Below are 21,649 nucleotides of genomic sequence, written 5' to 3'. Positions count from 1 at the left end.
CAGCTTTCAGAATTCCAATCTCCTTATTATTGGGCTGCTTTTGGGCTGCAAGGTGAATGGAATTGAGTGCGCTTCTGCGTGGGTAGGTCGGTTTTTGTCGGAGTTTTTTCCCTTGGTTTTTTGAACCATTTTAGGCTGGTAAAAATCATATCAAATCCGGTAGCATGGGAATTAATCTTGCCCGCAGCTTTCGAGATGGCAGTGCCGTTTCCCTACAATTAATGGGGGTATGGAAACGGCACTGCACCGTGTCCTCGCTTATCATTCCGGTGCAGCCGGAAACGATATTACTCGTTTCCATTGGTGGCCAAAAACCAAAGCTATATCATAAGGAGTGCAACCGGAATTGATATGACTAATGACAACTGACAACTGCCTACTGACAACTGACAACTGACTTCTTAAAATCCAAAAGTCCGCTTACCATCCGGCTTAACAGTCAGCCAATTGGTCTTTGCCATTGCCAGTTGTTCCTCAGAAACTGTAGCGTTGGTAAGATTCGCCCCGCACAAATTTGCTCCCCGCAAATTTGCCTTAGTCAAATAAGCCCCCGTCAAGTCAGCACCTCGGAAATCCGCGCCTTCAAAATTGGCAGTGCTGCAATAAGCCTCAGTCAAATTAGCATCTCGCAAATTCGCCTGAATTAACCGGGCGTGACCCAAATTCGCCCCCGACAAATCCGCTGCTTGCAAATTTGCCTTCACCAACCTAGCCTGATAAAAATTACTTCCCGCTAACTGCAATTTTTGCAGTTGCAGGCCAGACAGTTCGCAGTCAGCAAAATCGCGCTTGCCTTTAAAATATGCCGCTCGCAAGCTGTTGGTGTCCCACTTAGGAGAAACTTTCGATAGCTTTGACGCTGCTAAATTGTCGCTAGAATGTCCAACCGTTCCGAAAGTTCTGCCGGACTCAGCCAGAGTCCGGGAAACTCTGGGCTGCATCCCCGTGTTCCCAGATTGGCTGAAGGAAGTTCTACCAGCGCGGGTGTGGTTCGATCGTAAATCTTGATTAATTTTACTCCTCGGCGGTGACCACGAAGAACCCTCGTCATTAAATATTGTCGGTTCTTCAACTGCACGAGAAGAGCCGTGGAATTGAGTTGCCAAGCCCTCGACCAGACTTGGGTCTTCAAATTCGCCAGAGAGAGCTCTGAGGACATCTGCTGCTGATTGGAAGCGGTGGCCAACCATCGGCTTCAGCATTTTTTCGAGAATCCGCGCAAAATTTGGGCTTACCTGAACGTGGGGCTGCCAAACAATTTCGCCGGTTACTCCATCAAAATCTAAATCCTTGGGCGATTTTCCTGTCAGCAAGTACAAGCAAGTCATGCCCACCGCGTAGATGTCACTGGCAAATATCGGCCGCAGCGCCATTTGTTCCGGGGGAGCAAAACTAAATGTGCCGACTGAAAATTTCGTGTTGGCGCTTTGGTCGGCGGGGTCTAATAATATTGTTTGGCTAACTTGGTCTTTTACCGCTCCGAAATCAATCAGAACTAAGTGCCCGTCTTGAACTCGGCGAATAATATTTGCGGGTTTGATGTCTCGGTGAATTACTCCTTGGCTGTGGATATATTGCACTACTGGCAGAATTTCTAATAGAAAATTTTTAACATCCGATTCGTTGAAACGGCCTGAGTGCTTGACTTCTTGTTTCAAAGTCGAGCCTTTAACATACTCTTGAACTAAGTAAAATTGCTGTTCCGTTTCAAAATAGTCTAGCAGCCTCGGTACTTGGGGGTGGTCGCCCAGTTGGCCGAGGGTTTTTGCCTCTCGCTTAAATAATTCCCGCGCCATTTCTAAAACTCGCGGCGACGAACTACTGGGTCGCAGTTGCTTGACTACACAACTCGGTTGACCGGGCAATGAGATGTCTTTTGCCAGAAATGTAGCTCCAAAACCTCCTTGTCCTAACGGTTCAATGACTCGGTAGCGAGCGCGCAGCAATAACCGCGCACCGCAAGTCTGACACTGAAGAATAGAGTCAGCAGGGTTTTGAGGATGGGGACAGCCCGGATTTACGCAGTAGCTCATATTGATTGAGTTTGCCTATGTTGTTCTGATCTTGTCAGCGTCGCTCGACTGCACAAATAGCCTGTTCCTGCTTCTGGTAGACATACTAATCTATCAGTTTTCGGCAAGCCGTGCCTTCGATTGCGAATTGGAATTGCACCTAAGTCTTTTATGCCGATATCTTTTCCCTATTTTGATTATCTCGCTGGTTTGAGTTTTTTCGGTTGATTATCCTTGAAGATAGTTTAAAGACTTGCTAAAGTTGTGCTTTTTTGTGTAAAGTCTTTCTAAACTTAAGTGCTTTTTGCGTTGTTAGATGTATCTAGCATACCTCATTCTCTGAATAAGAATGCTACTCATCCCCCAGTAGACATCTACCTTTGGGCCGATCCCTCGTTTTTGCTGATGTGTACCATAACAGTCTTGACAAATTTAAATTTGTATGCTATGAAAAGCTTTCCCGAATAAATTCTGGGACTCAAAAGTCGTAGCCCGTCGGCGCCGACTAATGACTAATAACTACAGAGCACTGACAACTAACTACTGACTAAATTATGCGTATTTCTCTAAAGTGGCTGCAGGAATTGGTGGATGTGGCAATATCGCCGGAAGAATTAGCCGAAACCCTGACAATGGCAGGCTTTGAAGTTGAAGAAATTGAAGACCGCCGCCCGTGGGCAAGCGGCGTAGTTTTGGGCAAAATCATCGCCTGCGAACAGCATCCGAATGCAGACAAATTGAGAGTTTGTCAAGTGGATGTCGGCTCTAGTGAAGCTTTGAATATTGTTTGCGGCGCACCTAACGCTAGGGCAGACATTTACGTGCCTGTCGCTGTTGTCGGAACTTATTTATCGACTATTGATTTAAAGATTAAACCTGCTAAATTGCGGGGCGTTCCTTCAGAAGGAATGATTTGCTCTCTGGCAGAATTGGGACTATCTAAAGAGTCAGCCGGCATTCACATTTTCGATTTAGAAAATCCCGAATTGGGCAGCGATATTCGCCCACTTTTGGGTTTAGACGACGTGATTTTAGACTTGACAGCAACTGCAAACCGTGCTGACGCTTTGAGCATGGTGGGTGTAGCGCGGGAAGTGGCCGCGCTGACTGGGGCGAGTTTGAGAATTCCCGAAGCGAATGGTGTGGCGATTGAGGGCAAAGAAAGTCCTGGTTTGGCAGTAGAAATATCGGAACCGCAAGGATGCCCGATTTACATCGGCACGGCAATTGAAGGTGTGAAAATTGCTGCTTCTCCAGCTTGGTTGCAGCAGCGGTTGCAGGCGGCGGGAGTGCGGCCGATTAATAATGTGGTTGACGTAACTAATTACATTTTATTGGAGTGGGGCCAGCCGCTGCACGCTTTCGATCGCGATCGCCTGCAATCTTTCACGGGTACTCAAGATATCAGCATCGGCGTCCGCTTTGCCAAAACAGGCGAATCCTTCAAAACTTTGGACGGACAAAACCGCAATTTGCAAGCTCAAAATCTGTTAATTACTGCTAGCGACAAACCTGTTGCTTTAGCTGGGGTAATGGGTGGCGAAGATACGGAAGTTCACGAAGGAACGCAAAATTTAGTTTTGGAAGCAGCGATTTTTGACCAGGCAACGATTCGCCGTTCGGCGCGCGCTCAAGGCTTGCGGAGCGAGGCATCGATCCGCTACGAGCGGGGGGTGAATCAGGCTGCCTTGGCGACGGCCTGCAACCGCGCTGTCGCCCTAATTTTGGAGTTGGCTGGAGGCACTGCGACGGTTCAGAAAACGGCGAGTTCCGGCGATGATTTGAGTTTTAGCCGATCGCTCGAATTGCGTTTAGACCGAGTAAATCTAGTTTTAGGGCAGTTGAAAAGAGGACAAACGGGCGGTTCTAAATATCTGGAACCGGAAGAGGTGAAAAATATTCTCACAGCTTTGGGATGCGAAGTGGTTCCAACGGAAAAAGAACGAGTTTGGAATGTGACTGTGCCGCCTTACCGCTACCGAGATTTAGAAAGGGAAATTGACTTAATTGAAGAAGTTGCCAGACTCCACGGTTATGACAATTTCTGCGAGACTTTGCCCAGCAAAACGGAACCCGGTTATCTGTCGCCGGAATATGCGGCAATTCGGAATGTGCGATCGGCTTTTCGGGCGGCCGGTTTGACGGAGTTAATGCACTATTCTTTGGTGAAAACAGAGGGAGACAATCAGGTGGTGCTGGCGAATCCGCTGTTTGTGGAGTATTCGGCTTTGCGGACAGAAATGCTGTCGGGCTTGATTGATGCTTTCCAGTACAATTTGGAACAGGGAAATGGGGCACTAAACGGTTTTGAAGTCGGCCGCATTTTCTGGAAGGAAGAGGGCGGGCAGGATGCCCACCCCACAATGAAGGAAGCTGATGCAGTAGCGGGGATTATCGGCGGCGATCCGACTGTGTGGAAATGGCAGCAGGGAGGGCGCGATCGACCTTTGAGTTGGTTTGAGGCAAAAGGTATTTTGGAAAGCGCGTTTCAGGAGTTGGGTTTGTCGGTGGAATATCAAAGCGATTCCTCTAATACACGCTTGCATCCTGGCCGCACGGCTGCGTTATGGTTAAACGGGAAACATTTAGGAGTTTTCGGACAGTTGCACCCGCAATTGCAGCAAGAAAAGGATTTGCCTGAGCAGGTTTACGTGTTTCAATTAGATTTAGCGGTGCTGTTGGGTGAATTAGGGCGATGCAGCAACTTAACTCGCAAGTTTGCGGGTTATTCGAGTTTCCCCGCTTCTGACAGAGACATTGCATTTTTCGCACCGGTTGAAGTTCCGGTGGTTGAGATGCAGAGTGCGATGAAAAAGGCGGCGGGTAGTTTGCTGGATTCCGTGGAACTGTTCGATGAATATCGGGGCGACAACGTACCGGCTGGAAAGCGGAGTTTGGCTTTTCGGTTAATTTACCGCGCGGGCGATCGAACTTTGAGCGAAACCGATGTCGAACCCGCCCAACAAAAAGTTCGCGATGTTTTAGTTGAGAAATTCGGCGTTAGTTTGAGAAGCTAAAATAGGCCGCTACTAACCAATCGAGGCCGCCAGGGAATGAATTCCCTGGCTCAAAGCTAAAGTCCTCTCAAGAGGACTAATAAGATTTACGGATTACAAGGTAAATTTGCCATTTTGAGCAAAGCGAAGAATCTCAAATTCTTGCAATAAAACCGTCTAAAATGGATAATTTCTAACTAATGAACTCTTCAGTCCTCTTGAGAGGACTTCAGCTTTGATGCGGGGGTTTCAACCCCTGCCGGACTCAATTTTTAACGTTAATTAAATTGACACCAACGGCCGCAACATCTCCCCAACCATAAAATAAAAATCAGGAAATTGCAAAGGAGAAATACTCGCATCATCCTCAAGAACTACTATACTCTGATAGCCATCCTGACTCGGTTCTCTAAATACGTGAAGTTGCCGATTATTAACATCCAAAACCCAATAATCTGCAATTCCAGATTGAGCATAAAGATTTGCTTTAATCCCCAAATCTGTTCTCAGCGTAGTATCGGCTACTTCAATAATCAGATAAATTTCTGAGGGAGTAGGATGGTGGTCTTCATAGTAAAGTGGATCAGGTACAACTACAGCAATATCAGGTTCAGGTTCCGAGTAATCATTTAACCGAACTGGATCTTGCAGCCGCACCAAAACTCGATTTCCCAAACGATTTTCCAGTAACTTCTCTGTGCGTTTCACCGCTGCACCATGTGCTGTTCCTTTTGCTGCCATCTTTACTATTTGTCCTGCCAATAATTCTACTCGTTCATCTTCGTCAAAAATACCAATTTCGGCCATACGGTGATACTCTTGAACCGTCAACAAACGAAGGTCTAATAAAGTCATAGCAATCTTCTCCTATCTAAGAATCATCTCTGTTTCCCCTCTTCCTCTGCGCCCTCTGCGCTCTCTGCGGTTCATTAATCTTATTCTTAAAATTTTAGTTAAATCCTCTTACTCTTATTGTACAATAACTTTTAAACAAATTAATCTAAGGCTCAAAACCGTGACCAAATATGTGATGTGGGGAAGTTACTGCGAAGACGTTCTCGAAAAACGCGCTCCGTTTCGAGACGCTCATTTAGCAGGATTGGCTAAGCAGAAGGAATCGGGTGTCTTAAGTACGATCGGGCCAACGAAAGATTTAACAAAAGTTTTTGCAATTTACGACGCTGAAGATGAGGCCGCCGTGCGAAAATTGGTGGAAACCGATCCTTATTGGGTAAATGGGGTTTGGACTGAGTACGATGTGAAAGAGTGGATTCAAGCTTTTTGAAGGGGTTAACAGGGTGAACATCTTAAGATTGAATGACAGCGATTTAGTTCCAGTAGACTATGGCGATTTGCTGGACAAGATTTTAGAAGTTTTGCAATCGAAAAACCCGTTTAATATATCAGATGACCGCCGCCGTCTGATCGTCGATATTGATGCGATCGCTGCTGATGTTGCAAAAATGCAAGTGCGGACACCCTTGGGTTCCTTTGAACGTCAAGCAGATGCTGCTACGGTTAATTTTCCGCCAGAAGTTGAGGAGATTTTTGGCGATCGAGTTAGGCAGATTCAACAGTGTTTGCGGCAGCAATTAGAATCAATTTTAGGACAAAATATTGCCATTGAAAAATTTGTAAATAGCTTAACCAGTCTTCTAGATTCTTTTAAAGGCAGCGGAAGTCAGTTGGGCTTCAAATACGATTTCGACAAAAAACATCACAATTTGCAAAAAAAGAAGCTAACTTTGGAACCATTGGGCACTGGAAGCGATTCCTTGCTCAAGTTTCACAAAGTTACTATTTCTGTCGGAAATGCAAATATTTTTCAACAAGAATTGCAAGAAGGTTTAAAAAATTATATTGATGAAAAAGCTCAGACTGAGGATGACAATGATGAACTCAATCGACTGCTTCAGGAAATGTTGAGTGATGAAACTTCTAGTTTTCATCGATTAGTGCGAATTGTCGATAAAGAAACTCTAGGTCAACTAAAAAAAGAAGCCAAAATTACTTACTTAGAATATATTTTAGCAAACGTCAGCCCGGATAAAGCCAACGACAGAGGCTGCATTTATTTACAAGATTTGATCCGGCGCTTGCGGTTGATAGAACAGTATATCAAAGACGCTGATAAAGTTGAGGGAGACTATCTGGTTAACTATCAAGAGACTAAGATTAATTATAAAGATGTGTTTTCGCGATCGGAAGCTTTGGATGCACTGCCCATTATTCCGATTATAGCAGGTAATCTGGGAGAAACGACCGATACTTCTGGGGGCGATCGCCAATTTGTGTTTGGTTTAAAACTAAAGTTGGGCAATCCAGTTCCATCCCACGGCGCAGATAGCGTATTTGATTACAATCTCAGTCTACTAAATCCTGACAGCCCGGAACACTTAGCCGCATTAGAGGAACCAGCCTCTTACGAAACCTTCTTTCTCAAGGTACTAAAAATAGCATTTTTATACTATTTTGTATTTGCTTCTAACAGCAATCCCCTAGATCCAAATTACAACGCAGAATCTGAACTTGATTACGATCCGATAGCCAATTTCGATCGCAAAGTATTTCCCGTACTCAATGAATCTAACGAAGATGCGAAAATAGAGCTGTTTCGCAATTTTATTAAAGGATTTGAGAAGTTTAATATTAAGGCAAAAATTAACAGCCTTAAAAATTTTTTAAAAGACTTCATTAAGACGAAAACTATTTTGCATCCCTGCACAGAAGCACGACACATCTTAATTGAAACAGGCATCCTCAGAAAAGTAAATAATACTTTGACAACGGGTAAATTTTTCAAAGAAGTAGTCCAGCGCAATCCCAAGGAAACGCTTCAGTATATTTCCGTGGGACAGCCGAATGTCAGCCCAGAAGCCCTTTGTCAATTGCCAGTCAATATTACCATTGAAGATATTCGCTATTTCTCAACTGATGAATTCCAAAGTTTTAGCATGGAATACAACATCAAAGGTATGCAGGCTTTGCCTATACTTTCGGTTCCGAATGCCAAGCGTTCTCAAGAAATTTTAAATGAAAATTTTAAGGGTAAATTAGTTGTGTTTCCCTACGAATACCGACGCTTAGATAGCCAAGGAGGTTTGAAACAAGAAGCAGCTTTTGTTTACAAGTTTGCGGTTTTGCTGCTGTCGTATATTTGCTTGCGAATCTTGTTGAAAAAATTACCAAATAATACATTCGTGCCGATAGTGAGAATTCACGAAGGCGACCACGATCATCCTTTCCCTTCGGAAAAATTTATGGGGCATCTTTCCAAAACATTATCTCACATTTTGAGTGAAAATCACCGAACAAACTCCCAGGGATTCCGTATCAGGGGCACTTTGAGTGCTTTTAAAATCAGAAACGGTTTGAGTTCGCTGTATTCAATACTTCCTAAAAAGTTTCGATTTAACAACGTGCAGCTATCTCCAGAATTGGATAATTTAGCGATTATTGCAGTATCTACAAGAGACAGCGACGCGAGAAAAGGTAGGGGCGATAATCGCGCATCGAGAAAAGCCTGTTTGCTGGGCGAAGTTACCGGAATCAGGCGCTACGAAGACGGAACTATTCAAGTCGGATTGCTGAAAACTTTCTCCGCTAATTATAGCCTTGAGCATCTTTATACTCAGCCATCAATTCTCGAAGATATTGTCAGCCAGTTGTACAAGCGAGGATATCGAAATTTTCTGTATATCTCGCAAGCACCTTATATGAGTACGCTGCACATTACTCAAAATGATGAAGACGAGAAATTATTTTTCATGTCGAAAGATATCATCCGCACCTTGAAAGGAGAGCGACAAGATATTAGAATTTATCCGGTATTCCTTGATAAATACTACGTTTACAGTCCCCAAAAGCATCGGGGAGAATCTTTTTATATTCAAGATACAGCGGAACTTGCTAACTTATTTGCAGATCCGAGCAAGCAAGCCGCGATGTTTTTCAATCTGTTTAATGGGATTAAAGTAGAACAAGGGGAAAAAAATTTTTACAATGGGGTAATTTCCTATTCGACACTGTTGAATATTTACGAGGGAATTATCGACGATCAAAATATTCGCCAAGGCTTGATTTATGATAGTGAAATCAAAGATACTTTATTGAACTATTTGACACTTTTTCACTTTTCTAAGTACGAATCACGCCAACAAATTAGCTTGAAACTCGATCCGTTCGATCGCATTATTGGCGAGTCATCCGTTGGTGCTTTATCTGAATTTAGTCACGCGGGTGGAAGTGCTACTTTTAATTCGTTGGCATTTTTGAACAAGGTAAGAGAAGTGTTAAATGTAGCCGATTGAGGTCTAAAATAATGATAGCAGCAAACTTCGGTCGCCTCTTTGAAGTTGGATTTAATATTGGGATTCTGGCTTGCATTCAGCAGCAAAAAATCTCTCACAATTTCGGCGATTCTTACCGCCTAGATTTGCAGCAGATTGAGTTTTCCAAGATGGTAACCGAAATTATCAATTCGCATAACATTCCAAGCAGTTTGAACATTAAAATAATTGAAAAATGGAGTTTATTTTATATACAAAAAGGTTTTTTGGGCGGCTTAAATTTTTTCCGGGAGTACCTGAAAGCTATTGGTGGAAAACCACAGCATTTAAAAATTTTGTACTATCAGTGCAGTTTTACTAAAACTAACAGCATTGGAACTTATGCTAAAAAGGATGAAGAAGGTTTTAAAGAAGTTTTACTGCAACTCAAATCCCTGAAACCTAGTTTATTAACTGCTGATATTAATTTGTACATCAATCGCTACTCAAAAACGGGTGAATTCCTGTGGGCGGATACGCTTTTGCTGCTACAGAAAGGTAAGAATTTTAGAATTTTGTGTGTTGATTTATCTGTGTTTTCTCCGGCTGCTGCTGAAGTGCCTGATTTACATGAAGTTGAGGTGATGCGGAAACTGTTGGGGAGAGAAATTAGCTATTTGCGATCGAAAAGTGTTTTTTCTAACCTGGGCATTGATACCAGCACTTTAGGAATTAATTTTTCACAAGAGTTGCAAGACTATTTTAAAGCTTTTAACTATCAGGATAAGGAAACCAGTAAGTTAATTCAAGCCGGTAGCTACGCTCACAGCTTCTATGGATTTTTGCAAAAAACAGGTATGATTTCAAGTGATGCTGAGGTGTTGTTTAATGTAGTGGGTTATAGCGATCGCACTATTAATGCCGTTTCCATTAATAAACACAAAATCAATTTTTTGTCAACTTGTTCGCAAATCTACAAAAAGAAAGATACATATAAAGATATTAGCATTGCTCGGAGCGAAGTTTTCAAAGTCATCCAAATCAACGCGGCTCACACTTTTAAAGAAGGCAGGAAGTTTGTTGATGATTTGTTAGCAATCGAGAAAGATTCTAGTTTTATACCTCATACTGAGCGTATTGATGGTTTTGCTAATTCCATCGATATTATATCAGATAAACTGGCAGATGATTTGCAAGTTTCTCGCGGATCGCATCTGAGAAATGCTCACGCTGAATTAATTGTCAAAGCACTGGAATCTGATGAAACTTACATTTTTTTGACGGGGAATCCGGGAATTGGGAAAACAACTGCGATCGCCCAATTTCTCAAAAGCCATATCGAGGACGGTTTCCTATTTTTCTACGTCAGTCCCCGCAAGCAAGTAAACTTAGATATTATCGAGAAATTCAAAGACAAAACAACAGGATTGCTGTGCGACAATCGCCTTTTTTCTATTAACACAAACTCTGATATTATTGCCAGCAATGGGGGACGGCGTACCATTAAGTACCAATCAAATAATCGCAATGACGATTTCACAGAAAAAACAGTTCGTTTCCTCAAAGACAATCCAGAAAATCAGAGAAGAGAATATCACCAGCGGCAAATTGAAAGAAAAGGGGAAACCGTACTTCAACCAACCAATATCAAAACTCTGGGAGTGCTAAACAGCACTTGTGATGCAGTTTATGCCCTGATTAATAATGGTGAAATTTCTAATAATATTATCGCCACGGTTTCTATCCAGTCTTTGAAAGCAACTGAAAACGGAGAAAATACTCTAAAACACTTTGCAAAGATATTTCAAGATGTTGTCAATAAACGGACCGGAAAAGTTGTTTCTGCTAAGATGCAGGAAATATCCCGCAGGATTAAACACTTATTCATCATGATAGATGAAGTCACAGGAGATGATGGGGGTGTGGAGTTTTTGTCAGGAATTACGGAAATTGTCCAAGATTATGAGTTGGCGGATAAGCGGCACGGTTTTAATACTAAAATTATTGTAGCAGATGCTTCGATTGTTGACCCCGATGTCATCAAACAGCACTTAAGCGATACCTCGCCGGAACCGGATAAAATTTATTTCAAAAACGTAGATAAAAATGCTCAGAAAATCCCGCCTTTGCAAGTCATACCCTTTGAATTTAAACGGTTAGCGGCTAAAGTTATCAATGCGAATTCCTACCCGGCGCGCAGTTTAGAGATAACTTACAAGGTATTTGTAGAAAGTGTTAAATACAGTGAAAATGCGCCTTTAAAACAGAATAGTAATTTAGTAAAGCGGGTACAATCTGAAATAATTGAGGATATCAATCAGCGATTAGCCATCCCCGGTGTAGAACAAATTATAGTATACATTCAGAACAAGCAAAGATTAACTGAATTAATTAATAAAATTAAAGAGAGTCGCGAAAAGTTTGAGCAGTTGACCGATTATCTGGAAATTCACGCGAATATCTCGGAAGAGGAGAAAGAAAAAATACAGGAATACAAAAATACAGCTAAAGTAATTTTTATGACTGCATCGGGAAGTCGCGGCTTATCTTTCCCGAAAACTAAGCATATTTTAGTAGATATTCCCCGCTTTCAGATTGAGAAAAATCTCATGGAAGTGATACAGGTGATTTATCGGGGGCGCGGGGAATATGACAACGGTAAAACTCTTGATGGTGAAGACAAAGAATTGGTTTTTTACCTATCTGATACCGCAGTTTATTACGCTGATGATGCGGAACTTTCCCTGCAAGAAAGCAAGTTGAGTTTGTTGAATTTATTGCTAATTCTGAAGACGGCGGTGATGACGCGAATTTCGGGATACGGTTATTTAGGTAGGGATAAGTTTTTGATGATTCCGATTGGCGGTAAGTCGGTTTCCGCAGTCGGGGATACTTTTAGCAGCAAAATGGCGGCTCTAATTAAGACATTAAAGAGCGAGAGCCAGCGAGGAAATATGTTGTTTAAGGAGGTTTATACGAGTCTGGAACAGCTTTTGAGTCGCGGGGATTATGTTTTGAAAAATTCTGATAATTCTCGTCAAAAGGGCGATTTTTATCTGGAAATGCGGGACGATTTTAATCGTAAGTTTTTGGAAAAGTGCAATCCTCTTGATGGTTTGTTGAGCTATGATAATTTAGAACTCGGTCATGTTTGCGGTAGTTTGTTGCTCGTACCTCTAGCTAAGCAAAATTTGGTAGAAACGTACCAGATGTCGCTTCATCGAGAAATTAAGGAATGTCTAGAGAAGAAGTTGCTGGAGAAAATGTATGGAATCAGGGATAGCGAGTCGTCCCCGGAGAATGTACGATCGGCGATAAGAGGAGGTGCGATCGAGCTTTTGCAATTTCTCAACAGCGATGTCGAGAAAACTCAGTATTTTGAAGAGCAGAGTCAGCAGTTCGATCGCTATTATGCCATACCGCTGTTTGCTTTTGTCAGCGGGGAGGAGATGCAGGAGTATTTTGCTGACAGCAAGCTAGAAGAACCGGAAGACAGGCGGTTTCGGGATATTTTGTCGGCTTATGTGCGATCTATCTACCCTGTAGATAGTGTAATGCCGATCGGACACAAGTATCAAGACTTCCCGTTTATCGTGTTTAGAAGTTACAGTTTAGAACAAAGTCGATCCAAGATTTTTACAGATAAATATCTTTTAAGTTCCAACGAGTTGAACGTGCTCAATTTAATTTTGTCAAAACAGATAAACTAGACCTCTTGCATTCCCAACCTTTCAATTCCTTCAATAATCTGCGTTTATCTGCGTTTATCTACCTTGCATCTGCGGTTTCTGTATCAATCAAAGACTTATGCAATGCAAGCCTACTGAAACTTGTAGGCTGCGTCAGCTAGCTGTCACCCCGCAGAGAAAATAAAACTCTTCCGGGGCACCATACTTGCTACTTGCTAACTTCAAACGGCGTGGATTTCCCCCCCAAAGCTTCGACGATGGCGCGAGTATTAGCCGACATCATTTTCACATAAGAATCGCCCTCGCTTCCCGCCGCCCCAATTGAATCAGAATAAAGTGGCTGCGCCGCCAATTTTACCCCCGCTTCCTCCGCCACTGTTCTAATCAGTTGCGGGTTAATTGTAGTCTCGGCAAAAATAGCAGGAACTCCTGCCGCTTTCACCGATTCTACTAACTTTTGCACCGTTTGAGCGCTCGGCTGTTCCTCCGTACTAATTCCGATCAAACTGTTAGCCTCTCCCAATCCGTAGGCGCGGCTGTAATATTGAAAAGCATCGTGACTTGTGACTAATTTGCGCTGCTTTTCGGGAATAGTTTTAATCTCTTGTTCGATCCAACTATCCAAGCGTTTTAACTCTTCAGTAAGTTTCACAGCATTCTGCGTAAACTTCTCCCTATCTTCCGGCGACACCTCGATTAGCGCATCCCGAATTGCTTCTACCATTTGAATTACATTTTCCACATTTCCCCAAACGTGCGGATCGGGTACGGTATTGCCTTCTTTATTCAGTAGCAAAGGCTTGACGACTTCCCCCACTGCTAATTTCCGCGCCTTAATTCCGGCGGCATTCATCATCCTAATTAATCCCGGTTCTAAATTGTAACCGTTATACAAAATTAAGTTAGCTTTTTCTAAAGCTTGAGAATCTTTTGGCACCGGTTCGTAAACGTGGGGATCGGTTCCCGGCTGCAAAATTCCGGTTAGCTGAACTTCGCCACCCGCTACTCGATCGGTCAAATCCTCAATAATTGTGCTGGTAGCAACTACCTTGGGTTTAGCATCTGCCTCTGGAGAGAGGCGATCGCCCTGGGTTTGAGCGCAACTAAATAAACCCACAGTCAAAATGCCGCAAGCAATAGTTCTAATCCAAAATGCCTTGGACTTGTCCCATACAAGGGCGGCGGTTTCAATCCCCCACTCACCGCTAAACTCCCCTTGATCGGATTGCTTCACAATTGCCGTCGGTTTTAATTCACATCTGACACCATTCTCAATAACTTGTTTAGGAACAGGCAAGATGCCTGTTCCACAAGAAAACTCATTCTTTGTGGAACGGGCATCTTGCCCGTTCTTGAGAAGGGTGGAAGATATCAGTTTTAAGTCACATCTGACACCATTCTCAATAACTTGCTTAGGAACAGGCAAGATGCCTGTGCCACAAGAAAACTCATTCTTTGTGGAACCGGCATCTTGCCTGTTATTGACGGGCAGGATGCCCACCCCACAAGAAAACTCACTCTTTGTGGAACAGGCATCTTGCCTGTTATTGAGAAGGGTGGAAGATATCAGTTTTAACCTACTTGAGATTTTCGCCGCCAAACCTATGGTTTGAGGGGTTTCGAGCTTGCACTGTCCCATTATCTACCTCTCGTGCGTTCCAGATTATTCCTATTTACCGATGATTTCATATTCTTTTCATTTTTACAGTAAACTTAATAAAAAGGAGATAGAGTCACCGCAATGAATACCGCCGCCTTCCCCAACGAGAATCCTTGGTCTAAAATGGTTTGCCACCTCAAAGACAGCGCTACCGACACTGAAATTATCGCTGTTAAGCACTTAGCAGTAAACTACCGCACGGTAGAGGCACTCAGAGATATCAATCTTTCCGTCAAACCGGGAAGGCTGACGGGTATTATTGGCCCCAACGGTGCCGGCAAAAGCACGCTGATCAAAGCAATGTTGGGCTTAATTCCCGCAAATCGCGGCACTGTTACCTGGGGCGAAGAAGCGATCGCCGATCGACTCGAAACAGTAGCTTACGTGCCCCAGCGATCGCAAATTGACTGGAACTATCCCGCCACCGTTTGGGATGTCGTGATGATGGGCAGAGTCAGAAAAGCCGGATGGTTTCGCCGCTTCTCCGCAGCTAGCCGCCGCACTGCCTCCGATGCCTTAGAAAGAGTAGGCATGAGTGCTTACAAAGACAGACCGATCGGACAACTTTCCGGCGGACAGCAACAGCGAGTATTTCTAGCTAGAGCATTAGCCCAAGAAGCGGCTATTTTCTGCTTTGACGAGCCGTTTGTCGGCGTTGACCAAAAAACTCAAAATATCATTTTCGAGATATTCCACCAGCTAGCAAATGCCGGGAAAATCGTCTTAGTAGTCAACCATGACTTAGGCGAATCAATCACTAATTTTGACGATTTAATTTTGCTGAATACAGAATTGATTGCCGCTGGTTCCCGCCAAGAAGTGCTAACCCAAGAAAACCTTTACCGCGCCTACGGCGGACAAGTAATGTTCTTTGCCGGACAAGCAGCTTAATTAGCCAGCCCTCATTAATCTAGGATTTACACTCTTGAACCAGGTTTTTTTGATAATCTTGAATTGGGCAACGATAAATCTCGGATCAAACTCACATCTTGCATCATTCTCAAGAACAGGCAAGATGCCTGTTCCACAAGAAAATTCACTCTTTGTGGAACAGGCATCTTGCCTGTTCCTAAAAAGCTTATTGAGAATGGTGCAACATCTCAGATCAAACCGTGTTGCTTTGGTTGTTAGTCATTAATTAACTGTGATTTGATAATTTTATGATACAAACCTTAATTGAGCCGTTGCAGTACGGATTCATGCAGCGATCGCTCGTAATTGCCATTCTCGTCGGCATCGTCTGCGCGATCGTCGGCAGCTACCTAATGGTACAGCGGTTGGCCTTGCTCGGAGACGCCATCAGCCACTCGGTTTTGCCCGGATTGGCGATCGCATTTATCCTCGGAGCAAATATCTTTATCGGCGCGTTCATTGCCGGAGTTTTGAGTACAGTAATCATAGCTTGGATTAAAGCTCGATCGACAATCAAAGAAGACGCGGCAATGGGCATCGTATTTTCGGCATTCTTCGCCCTCGGCATCACCCTAATTACGATCGTCCAAAAAGACAACAAAATCGACCTCAACCACTTTCTTTTCGGCAACATCCTCGGCGTTACTGCCGAAGATGCGATCGACACAGCCGTTATAGTCGCCGTAGTCTTATTAGTTGTAGTATTCTTTTACAAAGAACTGCTATTTTACACATTCGATCCATTAGGAGCGCAAGCCACAGGTTTGCCAGTAAACCTGCTCAACTTCGGACTGATGGTACTCATCGCCCTCACAATAGTTGCCAGCCTCAAAGCCGTTGGCGTAGTGCTAGTCTTGTCCCTATTAATTACCCCCGCAAGTACCGCCTATCTCCTAGTCACTCGCCTGCACCAAGTAATGATTTTAGGCGCAATAATCGGAGTTATTTCCAGCATTAGCGGAATGTATCTCAGCTACTTCTATAACTTGCCATCCGGGCCCGCAATAGTTTTAGTTGCATCGGGTTTATTTGTGATCTCATTGCTGTTCAGCCCCACTCAAGGAATCCTCACCCAGCCCCGCACACACTCCGGCCAAATTCCTCCAATCTGGCGGGAATTGAAAAATTTAACTAAAGGGCGATAACAAGTAAGTTTGTAGTAACTCACATCTTGCACAATTCTCAAGAACAGGCAAGATGCCTGTTCCACAAGAAAATTCACTCGTGGAACAGGCATCTTGCCTGTTCCTAAAAAGCTTATTGAGAATGGTGCAACATCTCAGTAGTAACGCTTCAGCGCCGCGCCTCCCATTGTTAATAAGAATCTGCGTTAATCCCCGTGAATCTGCATTTCAAAAAAGCCTCTCGAATTAATCTCCGTAACTGCGAATCGTCGGCTGCATCCAGATTGTGTAAAAACGGTTTTTTTTAGGATTGCGAGAAAGCCAAAATGGGATGCTGTCGAATCGGGCGATCGCAACTGCGAACTATTGGTCACAAAAAACTGTACAATAACAAAAGTTCAAATTTCCCGCAAACAGCTCTACTAAGTTAAAAAAACATGACAGTCAAAGTAGGAGACACCGCACCCGATTTTACCTTACCATCTCAAACTGGCACATCAGTCAGCCTCAAAGATTTTAAAGGTAAAAAAAACGTCATAGTCTACTTTTACCCCAAAGACGACACACCCGGATGCACCACCCAAGCTTGCGCTTTTCGAGATAGCTACGAAGTCTTCAAAGACGCAGGTGCAGAAGTCATAGGAATTAGCGAAGATTCGCAACAATCGCACCAGCAATTTTCTGCAAAATATCAGCTACCCTTTACACTGCTGAGCGATACGGGGAATAAAGTGCGGCAATTGTACGGGGTTCCAGCTACCCTGTGGATTATGCCCGGTAGAGTAACTTATGTCATTGACAAAGAAGGCGTTGTCAAGCATATTTTTGACTCGATGTTAGACTTCAAAGCACACGTTGCAGAAGCACTCAAAACTTTAGAAACCATCAAAAGTTAGATGGCGCGCGGGTGGCCAGAAACCGGGTTTTTTTACGAAAATGATTTGCTATCTAGCAGATTAGCTAAAAAACCCGGTTTCTGCGATATTGGCGCGAAAATCGCAGTGCAGGCCGCGCGTTTCCATTCAATTAGTTTCGCCAGCGAGTGGGGAGTTGGGCCAACAAATTTGGTGCGACCCTTGCGCCGATGCAGGTCAGTTTCCATTCAATTAGTTTCCCCAGCGAGTGGGGAGCACCAACACAGATTATCAAACTTGACCCCAGAGTTAACAAACTTCCCATTCAATTAGTTTCCCCAGCGAGTGGGGAGTGTCGCGTTGTTCAATGGATTGGGCTAATCTTAAGCCGGAGTTTACCATTCGCATCAATTTCTATATCTACATTATGCCTTCCGCTTGATGTCACAACAGCAACAGTTCCAACTATTGCTCCGATACCACCGCCAACTGCTGCTCCCACAGGGCCACCAACTATAAATCCAAGAATAGCACCTGCACCAGCACCAGCAAAAATATAGAGGGCAGAGTAGTTAATTGTAGTAACCCCAGCAGAAGAAGGGATGAATGCGCCTGTAGCTATATTTACCCACTCTCCCGATTTGTTCTTGTGTAACTCAAAAATGGTTTTTAACTTCTCTGGAAGGTCTGAATATCGCTCGTAGTCTGTAATAACTTCAACTTGCTCACTTTGCTCCAAGGCTGTCTTTAGCTCACGATAAAACATTTCTGTATCTGAGAAAACTAACTTCCGCATACATTCCATTCAATTAGTTTCACCTCCATTCTACACCCCAGACAGCGCAAGGAGTCTAGAGGGAGATCGGCGACACCCGCGGCAAAAAATTAAGGAAGGGCCCAGGGACAGTTTTGGCAAGCTGCTGTATGTTAATTATCAGATAGATTTGCCCCCTCGCTCCCTGAACGAATTCAGTCTGTGGGTGCAAAGATAGATGGATAGCCCCCAAGTGCTTTCCCCGCCGAGTTTGGTAGAAAAACACCGACCAGCAGCGAAAGATTTAGTCGCGAGATACAGCTAGCTGGTAAAGAAAGATTTTACCACTTGTTCGTAGTGAACGCCTCAGTGCTGATTCTCTAAAAAACAAGAAAGGACTAAAGTCATTACTAAAAACTCGTGGTTCGTAGTAAGGACTTTAGTCCTTTTTTGCTAACGGCTTGCAGCCATTAACAATTAGCACTCAGCAATTATCTAGCTTTTTGCAACACTCGATTTTTCAGATGTAGCGCTTTCGGCAGTTTTGCCATTTTTGCTATTACCGTTACCGTTGCTGTGGCGGGGTTGGATCACTCCATAACCACCGTGAGTCTTGCGTTCGTAGAGTACGTTAATTTCGTCTGTTTCCGCATTACGGAACATATAGAAATCGTGATCGATAATCTGCAATTGTTCCAAAGCTTGTTGCACAGTCATTGGAGGCATAGCAAAATACTTAGTCCGTACCACCTCAGCAGGAAGTTCGGGAGTTCGATCGCCAATCAGATCCGCTACTACAGGATGTTCCTCAACTACCGTAACCGTTTTGGCACTACTCTGGATTTTGTTGTCGTGACGTTTTTCCTTGAATTTCCGCAGTTGACGAGCTATCTTGTCGGCAACCAAATCTATGCTGGCATACAGGCTTTCCGTGCTTTCTTCAGCCCGAATAACGCTGCCGTTAGCATAAATTGTCACCTCAGCAGTCTGCTTAGGATTGATCCTGGGGTTACGAGCCACCGATAGATGTATGTCCACTTCTGTCGTCAAAGTTTGAAAATGGCTAACTGCCTTTTCCACCTTTTGATTGACGTACTCGCGAATCGCATCGGTGATTTCTATATTTTTACCCTGGATAACAAGCTTCATAGAGCTCCCTCCCTTCTGTAACTTGGGTATATTTTATACAGTAGCACCATGTATTCGGGAAAACACTTATCTTCCAAATCTTTTATTATATGTTGACAATTCTTGATTTAAGCTGGGCCAATATTCCGTAAAAATACTATTGATTTTTTGCATGGTTTCTCCTCTAATCCATCAACCACTAAATGCACAACCCTGCTTGCTCCTCGATTGGGGACTTGTGCCCTACTCCCAAGCTTGGGAAATCCAGCAAAAACTCGTGCAAGAACGCCGCGACAAGCCAGATTTGCCAGATGTCCTGATTTTGCTGGAACATCCGCCGGTTTACACTTTGGGACTGGGAGCAAAGCTGGAATTTCTGAAATTTGACCCAAGCCAAACTGGGCCGGAACTGCACCGAGTTGAGCGGGGCGGCGAGGTGACTTACCACTGTCCGGGCCAATTGGTGGGCTATCCGATTTTAAATTTGCGGCGCCACCAGCAAGATTTGCACTGGTATTTGCGGCAGTTGGAGGAAGTGCTGCTGGGGGTGCTGGAAGTGTGCGGGTTGAAGGGTTCGCGGGTTCCCGGTATGACTGGAGTTTGGGTGGATGGGTGCAAGGTAGGCGCGATCGGCATTAAAGTCAGCCGCTGGATTACGATGCACGGTTTTGCCTTAAATGTTTGTCCGGATCTGGCCGGTTTTGGGCAAATTGTACCTTGCGGGATTCCCGATCGACCTGTTGGCAGTTTAGAGCAGTTTATCCCCGGAATTGAGGTCGATCGAGTGCGATCGATCCTTGTCGCTGAGTTTGCTCGCGTTTTTGGGGTGGAAATTGTGCGATTCCCTACGGGATAGCTTCGCTTCACGAATGTGTAGGGTGCGTCGCTGTCAACCTTACTCCTAACGATCGCAGTCGGTTTTTTAAGTGCGATCGGGCTGGTCTTCCTCATACACCATTAAATCGCCCGGTTGGCAGTTTAGCGCTTTGCACAAAGCATCAAGAGTTGTTTCATCAATTCTTGTCAGCCGGCGGCGGGTTTTGATTTTAGAAACAGATGTTGGGTGCATCCCAACTCTAGCCGCCAATTCTTTATTGCTGATATTGCGATCGGCCATCACAACTGCCAATTTCCAACGGATCACTGCGGGTGCTCAACTACTAGCCAGGACTTTGCAAGGTGATGTTAGCATCCTGCAACCTTCAGTAACTGTTGTTTTGCCGTATCGGCAATATTTTTTGTCGTATCGCTTGACTTGCAGCAGCGAATGAACTATGCTGAGGATGTACAAACGGAAAAGCGATCGCCCCTTTGCCTCGAAAACTCAAGGGCGATCGCTATCCGACTATTTTGTAGTTAAAAGTCATGATATCACAGCCAAAGTCAGTTCCCGAACTCCTGCGCGAAGAAATTCCCGACGCACCCATCGGCAAGCAACCGATCCGATTGTTGATTTGCGGGATTCCCAAAGGAGTAGAAAGCATCATCAATCTGCTGCACGTTTTGGGTTTTGCAGAAGTTGGTGAATGGAGCCCACCTTTACCGTCCCCTCTAGCAGGTGAAGTAATGCGGATTTTAACCCGTTACTGGAAATAATAATCTTTAAGGGCGATCGCCTTTTCTTGAGCAAAGTGCGATCGCTCTTAAATTATCAAAAACATCAGTCTTAATTCTCCACCCAATCACTTAAAAACTCTCGACTAAGGATGCTAAATATCGAATCGAATTAACGCGGCCGTGTTTGCGAGACTTGGGGGTATTATAGGGAGAATTTTAACGGTCTGTACTCACTGACTCAAGAATTGAGAGAATTGGTGGTATAGTGCGCGATCGCGGGCTTCTCTAACCTTAGCTTAGTCGCGGGAAGCCCCGCGCCAAAAATGGTACGACCTTGAGCGACGGGATGTTCGCTGTGCGAGTCAAGGGGTTCGATGCCCCGCCGACTTGGCAAATAATCTCTGCCACCACCCTATTATTTATCATGTTCTGTAAACCGTGTTAACATAATGGAATGTTAAAAGCAGTCAAGGTCAGACTTTACCCCACAAATGCACAGCAAGCTCATTTGGCTCAAGCTTTTGGGTGTGCGCGTTGGGTATGGAATCAGTCACTTGCGGCTATGTCAATAGCTTACAAAGAGACGGGTAAAGGTTTGTCTGCTCTTGATATGAAAAAGCAGATCCCGTTCTGGAAAGCTGAACACGAATGGCTAAAAACTTGCTATTCACAATGTCTTCAGCAATCTGTGCTAA

16 protein-coding genes are annotated in these 21,649 nt (G+C 44.1%); 10 read left to right on the top strand and 6 right to left on the bottom strand.

Annotated elements, in window-relative coordinates:
- Positions 1-401 precede the first annotated feature (401 nt).
- Complete coding sequence (locus QUA83_RS26535) at positions 402-2,033, bottom strand: serine/threonine-protein kinase (protein ID WP_333296946.1); 1,632 nt, start codon at positions 2,031-2,033, stop codon at positions 402-404.
- Positions 2,034-2,566: 533 nt separating this feature from the next.
- Between QUA83_RS26535 and pheT the strand changes: the two genes are divergently transcribed.
- Entirely contained in the window at positions 2,567-5,029 is a 2,463-nt protein-coding gene (gene pheT / locus QUA83_RS26530) for a phenylalanine--tRNA ligase subunit beta (RefSeq protein ID WP_333296944.1), read from the top strand.
- Positions 5,030-5,290: 261 nt separating this feature from the next.
- Here pheT and QUA83_RS26525 read toward each other — a convergent pair whose 3' ends face one another.
- The gene (locus QUA83_RS26525; protein WP_333296943.1) at positions 5,291-5,863 is read right to left on the bottom strand and encodes a Uma2 family endonuclease; all 573 of its coding nucleotides are present in this window, start codon (positions 5,861-5,863) and stop codon (positions 5,291-5,293) included.
- Positions 5,864-6,023: 160 nt separating this feature from the next.
- Here QUA83_RS26525 and QUA83_RS26520 point away from each other — a divergent pair, with 160 nt between their 5' ends.
- The 3 genes from QUA83_RS26520 to QUA83_RS26510 are packed head-to-tail and all read left to right on the top strand — an operon-like array spanning position 6,024 to position 12,986.
- Entirely contained in the window at positions 6,024-6,293 is a 270-nt protein-coding gene (locus QUA83_RS26520) for a YciI family protein (protein ID WP_333296941.1), read from the top strand.
- A gap of 13 nt (positions 6,294-6,306) precedes the next feature.
- Positions 6,307-9,318, top strand: coding sequence for a hypothetical protein (locus tag QUA83_RS26515; protein WP_333296939.1), 3,012 nt, complete (start codon positions 6,307-6,309; stop codon positions 9,316-9,318).
- Between the two features lie 11 nt (positions 9,319-9,329).
- Positions 9,330-12,986 carry a helicase-related protein gene (locus tag QUA83_RS26510; protein WP_333296938.1) on the top strand — a complete coding sequence of 1,219 codons (3,657 nt, stop codon included), beginning with the start codon at positions 9,330-9,332 and terminating at the stop codon, positions 12,984-12,986.
- 187 nt (positions 12,987-13,173) lie between these two features.
- Here the strand turns inward: QUA83_RS26510 and QUA83_RS30670 are convergent, their stop codons facing one another.
- Positions 13,174-14,604: a metal ABC transporter substrate-binding protein gene (locus tag QUA83_RS30670; RefSeq protein ID WP_445301817.1), complete on the bottom strand. Its 1,431-nt coding sequence runs from the start codon at positions 14,602-14,604 to the stop codon at positions 13,174-13,176.
- A gap of 102 nt (positions 14,605-14,706) precedes the next feature.
- Here QUA83_RS30670 and QUA83_RS26500 point away from each other — a divergent pair, with 102 nt between their 5' ends.
- From QUA83_RS26500 to QUA83_RS26490, 3 genes are all read left to right on the top strand, one after another.
- Positions 14,707-15,516 carry a metal ABC transporter ATP-binding protein gene (locus tag QUA83_RS26500; protein WP_333296936.1) on the top strand — a complete coding sequence of 270 codons (810 nt, stop codon included), beginning with the start codon at positions 14,707-14,709 and terminating at the stop codon, positions 15,514-15,516.
- A 269-nt stretch (positions 15,517-15,785) separates the two neighbouring features.
- The gene (locus QUA83_RS26495) at positions 15,786-16,682 is read left to right on the top strand and encodes a metal ABC transporter permease (protein ID WP_333296935.1); all 897 of its coding nucleotides are present in this window, start codon (positions 15,786-15,788) and stop codon (positions 16,680-16,682) included.
- Positions 16,683-17,098: 416 nt separating this feature from the next.
- Positions 17,099-17,557 carry a peroxiredoxin gene (locus QUA83_RS26490; protein ID WP_333148412.1) on the top strand — a complete coding sequence of 153 codons (459 nt, stop codon included), beginning with the start codon at positions 17,099-17,101 and terminating at the stop codon, positions 17,555-17,557.
- A 322-nt stretch (positions 17,558-17,879) separates the two neighbouring features.
- On the opposite strand, the gene QUA83_RS26485 is transcribed toward QUA83_RS26490, so the two are convergent.
- Both QUA83_RS26485 and hpf read right to left on the bottom strand, forming a co-directional pair.
- Positions 17,880-18,311 carry a hypothetical protein gene (locus QUA83_RS26485; protein ID WP_333296934.1) on the bottom strand — a complete coding sequence of 144 codons (432 nt, stop codon included), beginning with the start codon at positions 18,309-18,311 and terminating at the stop codon, positions 17,880-17,882.
- 453 nt (positions 18,312-18,764) lie between these two features.
- A complete protein-coding gene (gene hpf / locus QUA83_RS26480) occupies positions 18,765-19,418 on the bottom strand; it encodes a ribosome hibernation-promoting factor, HPF/YfiA family (RefSeq protein WP_333162386.1) in 654 nt (217 codons plus the stop codon).
- A 151-nt stretch (positions 19,419-19,569) separates the two neighbouring features.
- Here hpf and lipB point away from each other — a divergent pair, with 151 nt between their 5' ends.
- On the top strand, positions 19,570-20,253 hold the full coding sequence (lipB, locus tag QUA83_RS26475; RefSeq protein ID WP_333296933.1) for a lipoyl(octanoyl) transferase LipB: 684 nt from the start codon (positions 19,570-19,572) through the stop codon (positions 20,251-20,253).
- A gap of 66 nt (positions 20,254-20,319) precedes the next feature.
- Here lipB and QUA83_RS26470 read toward each other — a convergent pair whose 3' ends face one another.
- Positions 20,320-20,541 (bottom strand): helix-turn-helix transcriptional regulator, encoded by a 222-nt coding sequence (locus QUA83_RS26470; RefSeq protein WP_333262932.1) that lies wholly within the window; start codon positions 20,539-20,541, stop codon positions 20,320-20,322.
- 221 nt (positions 20,542-20,762) lie between these two features.
- On the opposite strand from QUA83_RS26470, the gene QUA83_RS26465 reads away from it, so the two are divergent.
- Positions 20,763-20,993 carry a hypothetical protein gene (locus QUA83_RS26465; RefSeq protein ID WP_333296932.1) on the top strand — a complete coding sequence of 77 codons (231 nt, stop codon included), beginning with the start codon at positions 20,763-20,765 and terminating at the stop codon, positions 20,991-20,993.
- A gap of 415 nt (positions 20,994-21,408) precedes the next feature.
- Positions 21,409-21,649, top strand: a 241-nt coding sequence (locus QUA83_RS26460) for a helix-turn-helix domain-containing protein (protein ID WP_333296931.1), incomplete at its 3' end; no start/stop codon positions are given.

Source organism: Microcoleus sp. K1-B1, assembly GCF_036704705.1.
Taxonomy (GTDB): Bacteria; Cyanobacteriota; Cyanobacteriia; order Cyanobacteriales; family Microcoleaceae; genus Microcoleus.
This window is presented reverse-complemented; position numbering and strand designations above follow the sequence as displayed.

Coding starts and splice junctions, on each gene's coding strand:
- QUA83_RS26535 (WP_333296946.1), bottom strand. CDS start 2,033: ATGAGCTACTGCGTAAATCCGGGCTGTCCCCATCCTCAAAACCCTGCT.
- pheT (WP_333296944.1), top strand. CDS start 2,567: ATGCGTATTTCTCTAAAGTGGCTGCAGGAATTGGTGGATGTGGCAATA.
- QUA83_RS26525 (WP_333296943.1), bottom strand. CDS start 5,863: ATGACTTTATTAGACCTTCGTTTGTTGACGGTTCAAGAGTATCACCGT.
- QUA83_RS26510 (WP_333296938.1), top strand. CDS start 9,330: ATGATAGCAGCAAACTTCGGTCGCCTCTTTGAAGTTGGATTTAATATT.
- QUA83_RS30670 (WP_445301817.1), bottom strand. CDS start 14,604: ATGGGACAGTGCAAGCTCGAAACCCCTCAAACCATAGGTTTGGCGGCG.
- QUA83_RS26500 (WP_333296936.1), top strand. CDS start 14,707: ATGAATACCGCCGCCTTCCCCAACGAGAATCCTTGGTCTAAAATGGTT.
- QUA83_RS26495 (WP_333296935.1), top strand. CDS start 15,786: ATGATACAAACCTTAATTGAGCCGTTGCAGTACGGATTCATGCAGCGA.
- QUA83_RS26490 (WP_333148412.1), top strand. CDS start 17,099: ATGACAGTCAAAGTAGGAGACACCGCACCCGATTTTACCTTACCATCT.
- QUA83_RS26485 (WP_333296934.1), bottom strand. CDS start 18,311: ATGCGGAAGTTAGTTTTCTCAGATACAGAAATGTTTTATCGTGAGCTA.
- hpf (WP_333162386.1), bottom strand. CDS start 19,418: ATGAAGCTTGTTATCCAGGGTAAAAATATAGAAATCACCGATGCGATT.
- lipB (WP_333296933.1), top strand. CDS start 19,570: ATGGTTTCTCCTCTAATCCATCAACCACTAAATGCACAACCCTGCTTG.
- QUA83_RS26465 (WP_333296932.1), top strand. CDS start 20,763: ATGATATCACAGCCAAAGTCAGTTCCCGAACTCCTGCGCGAAGAAATT.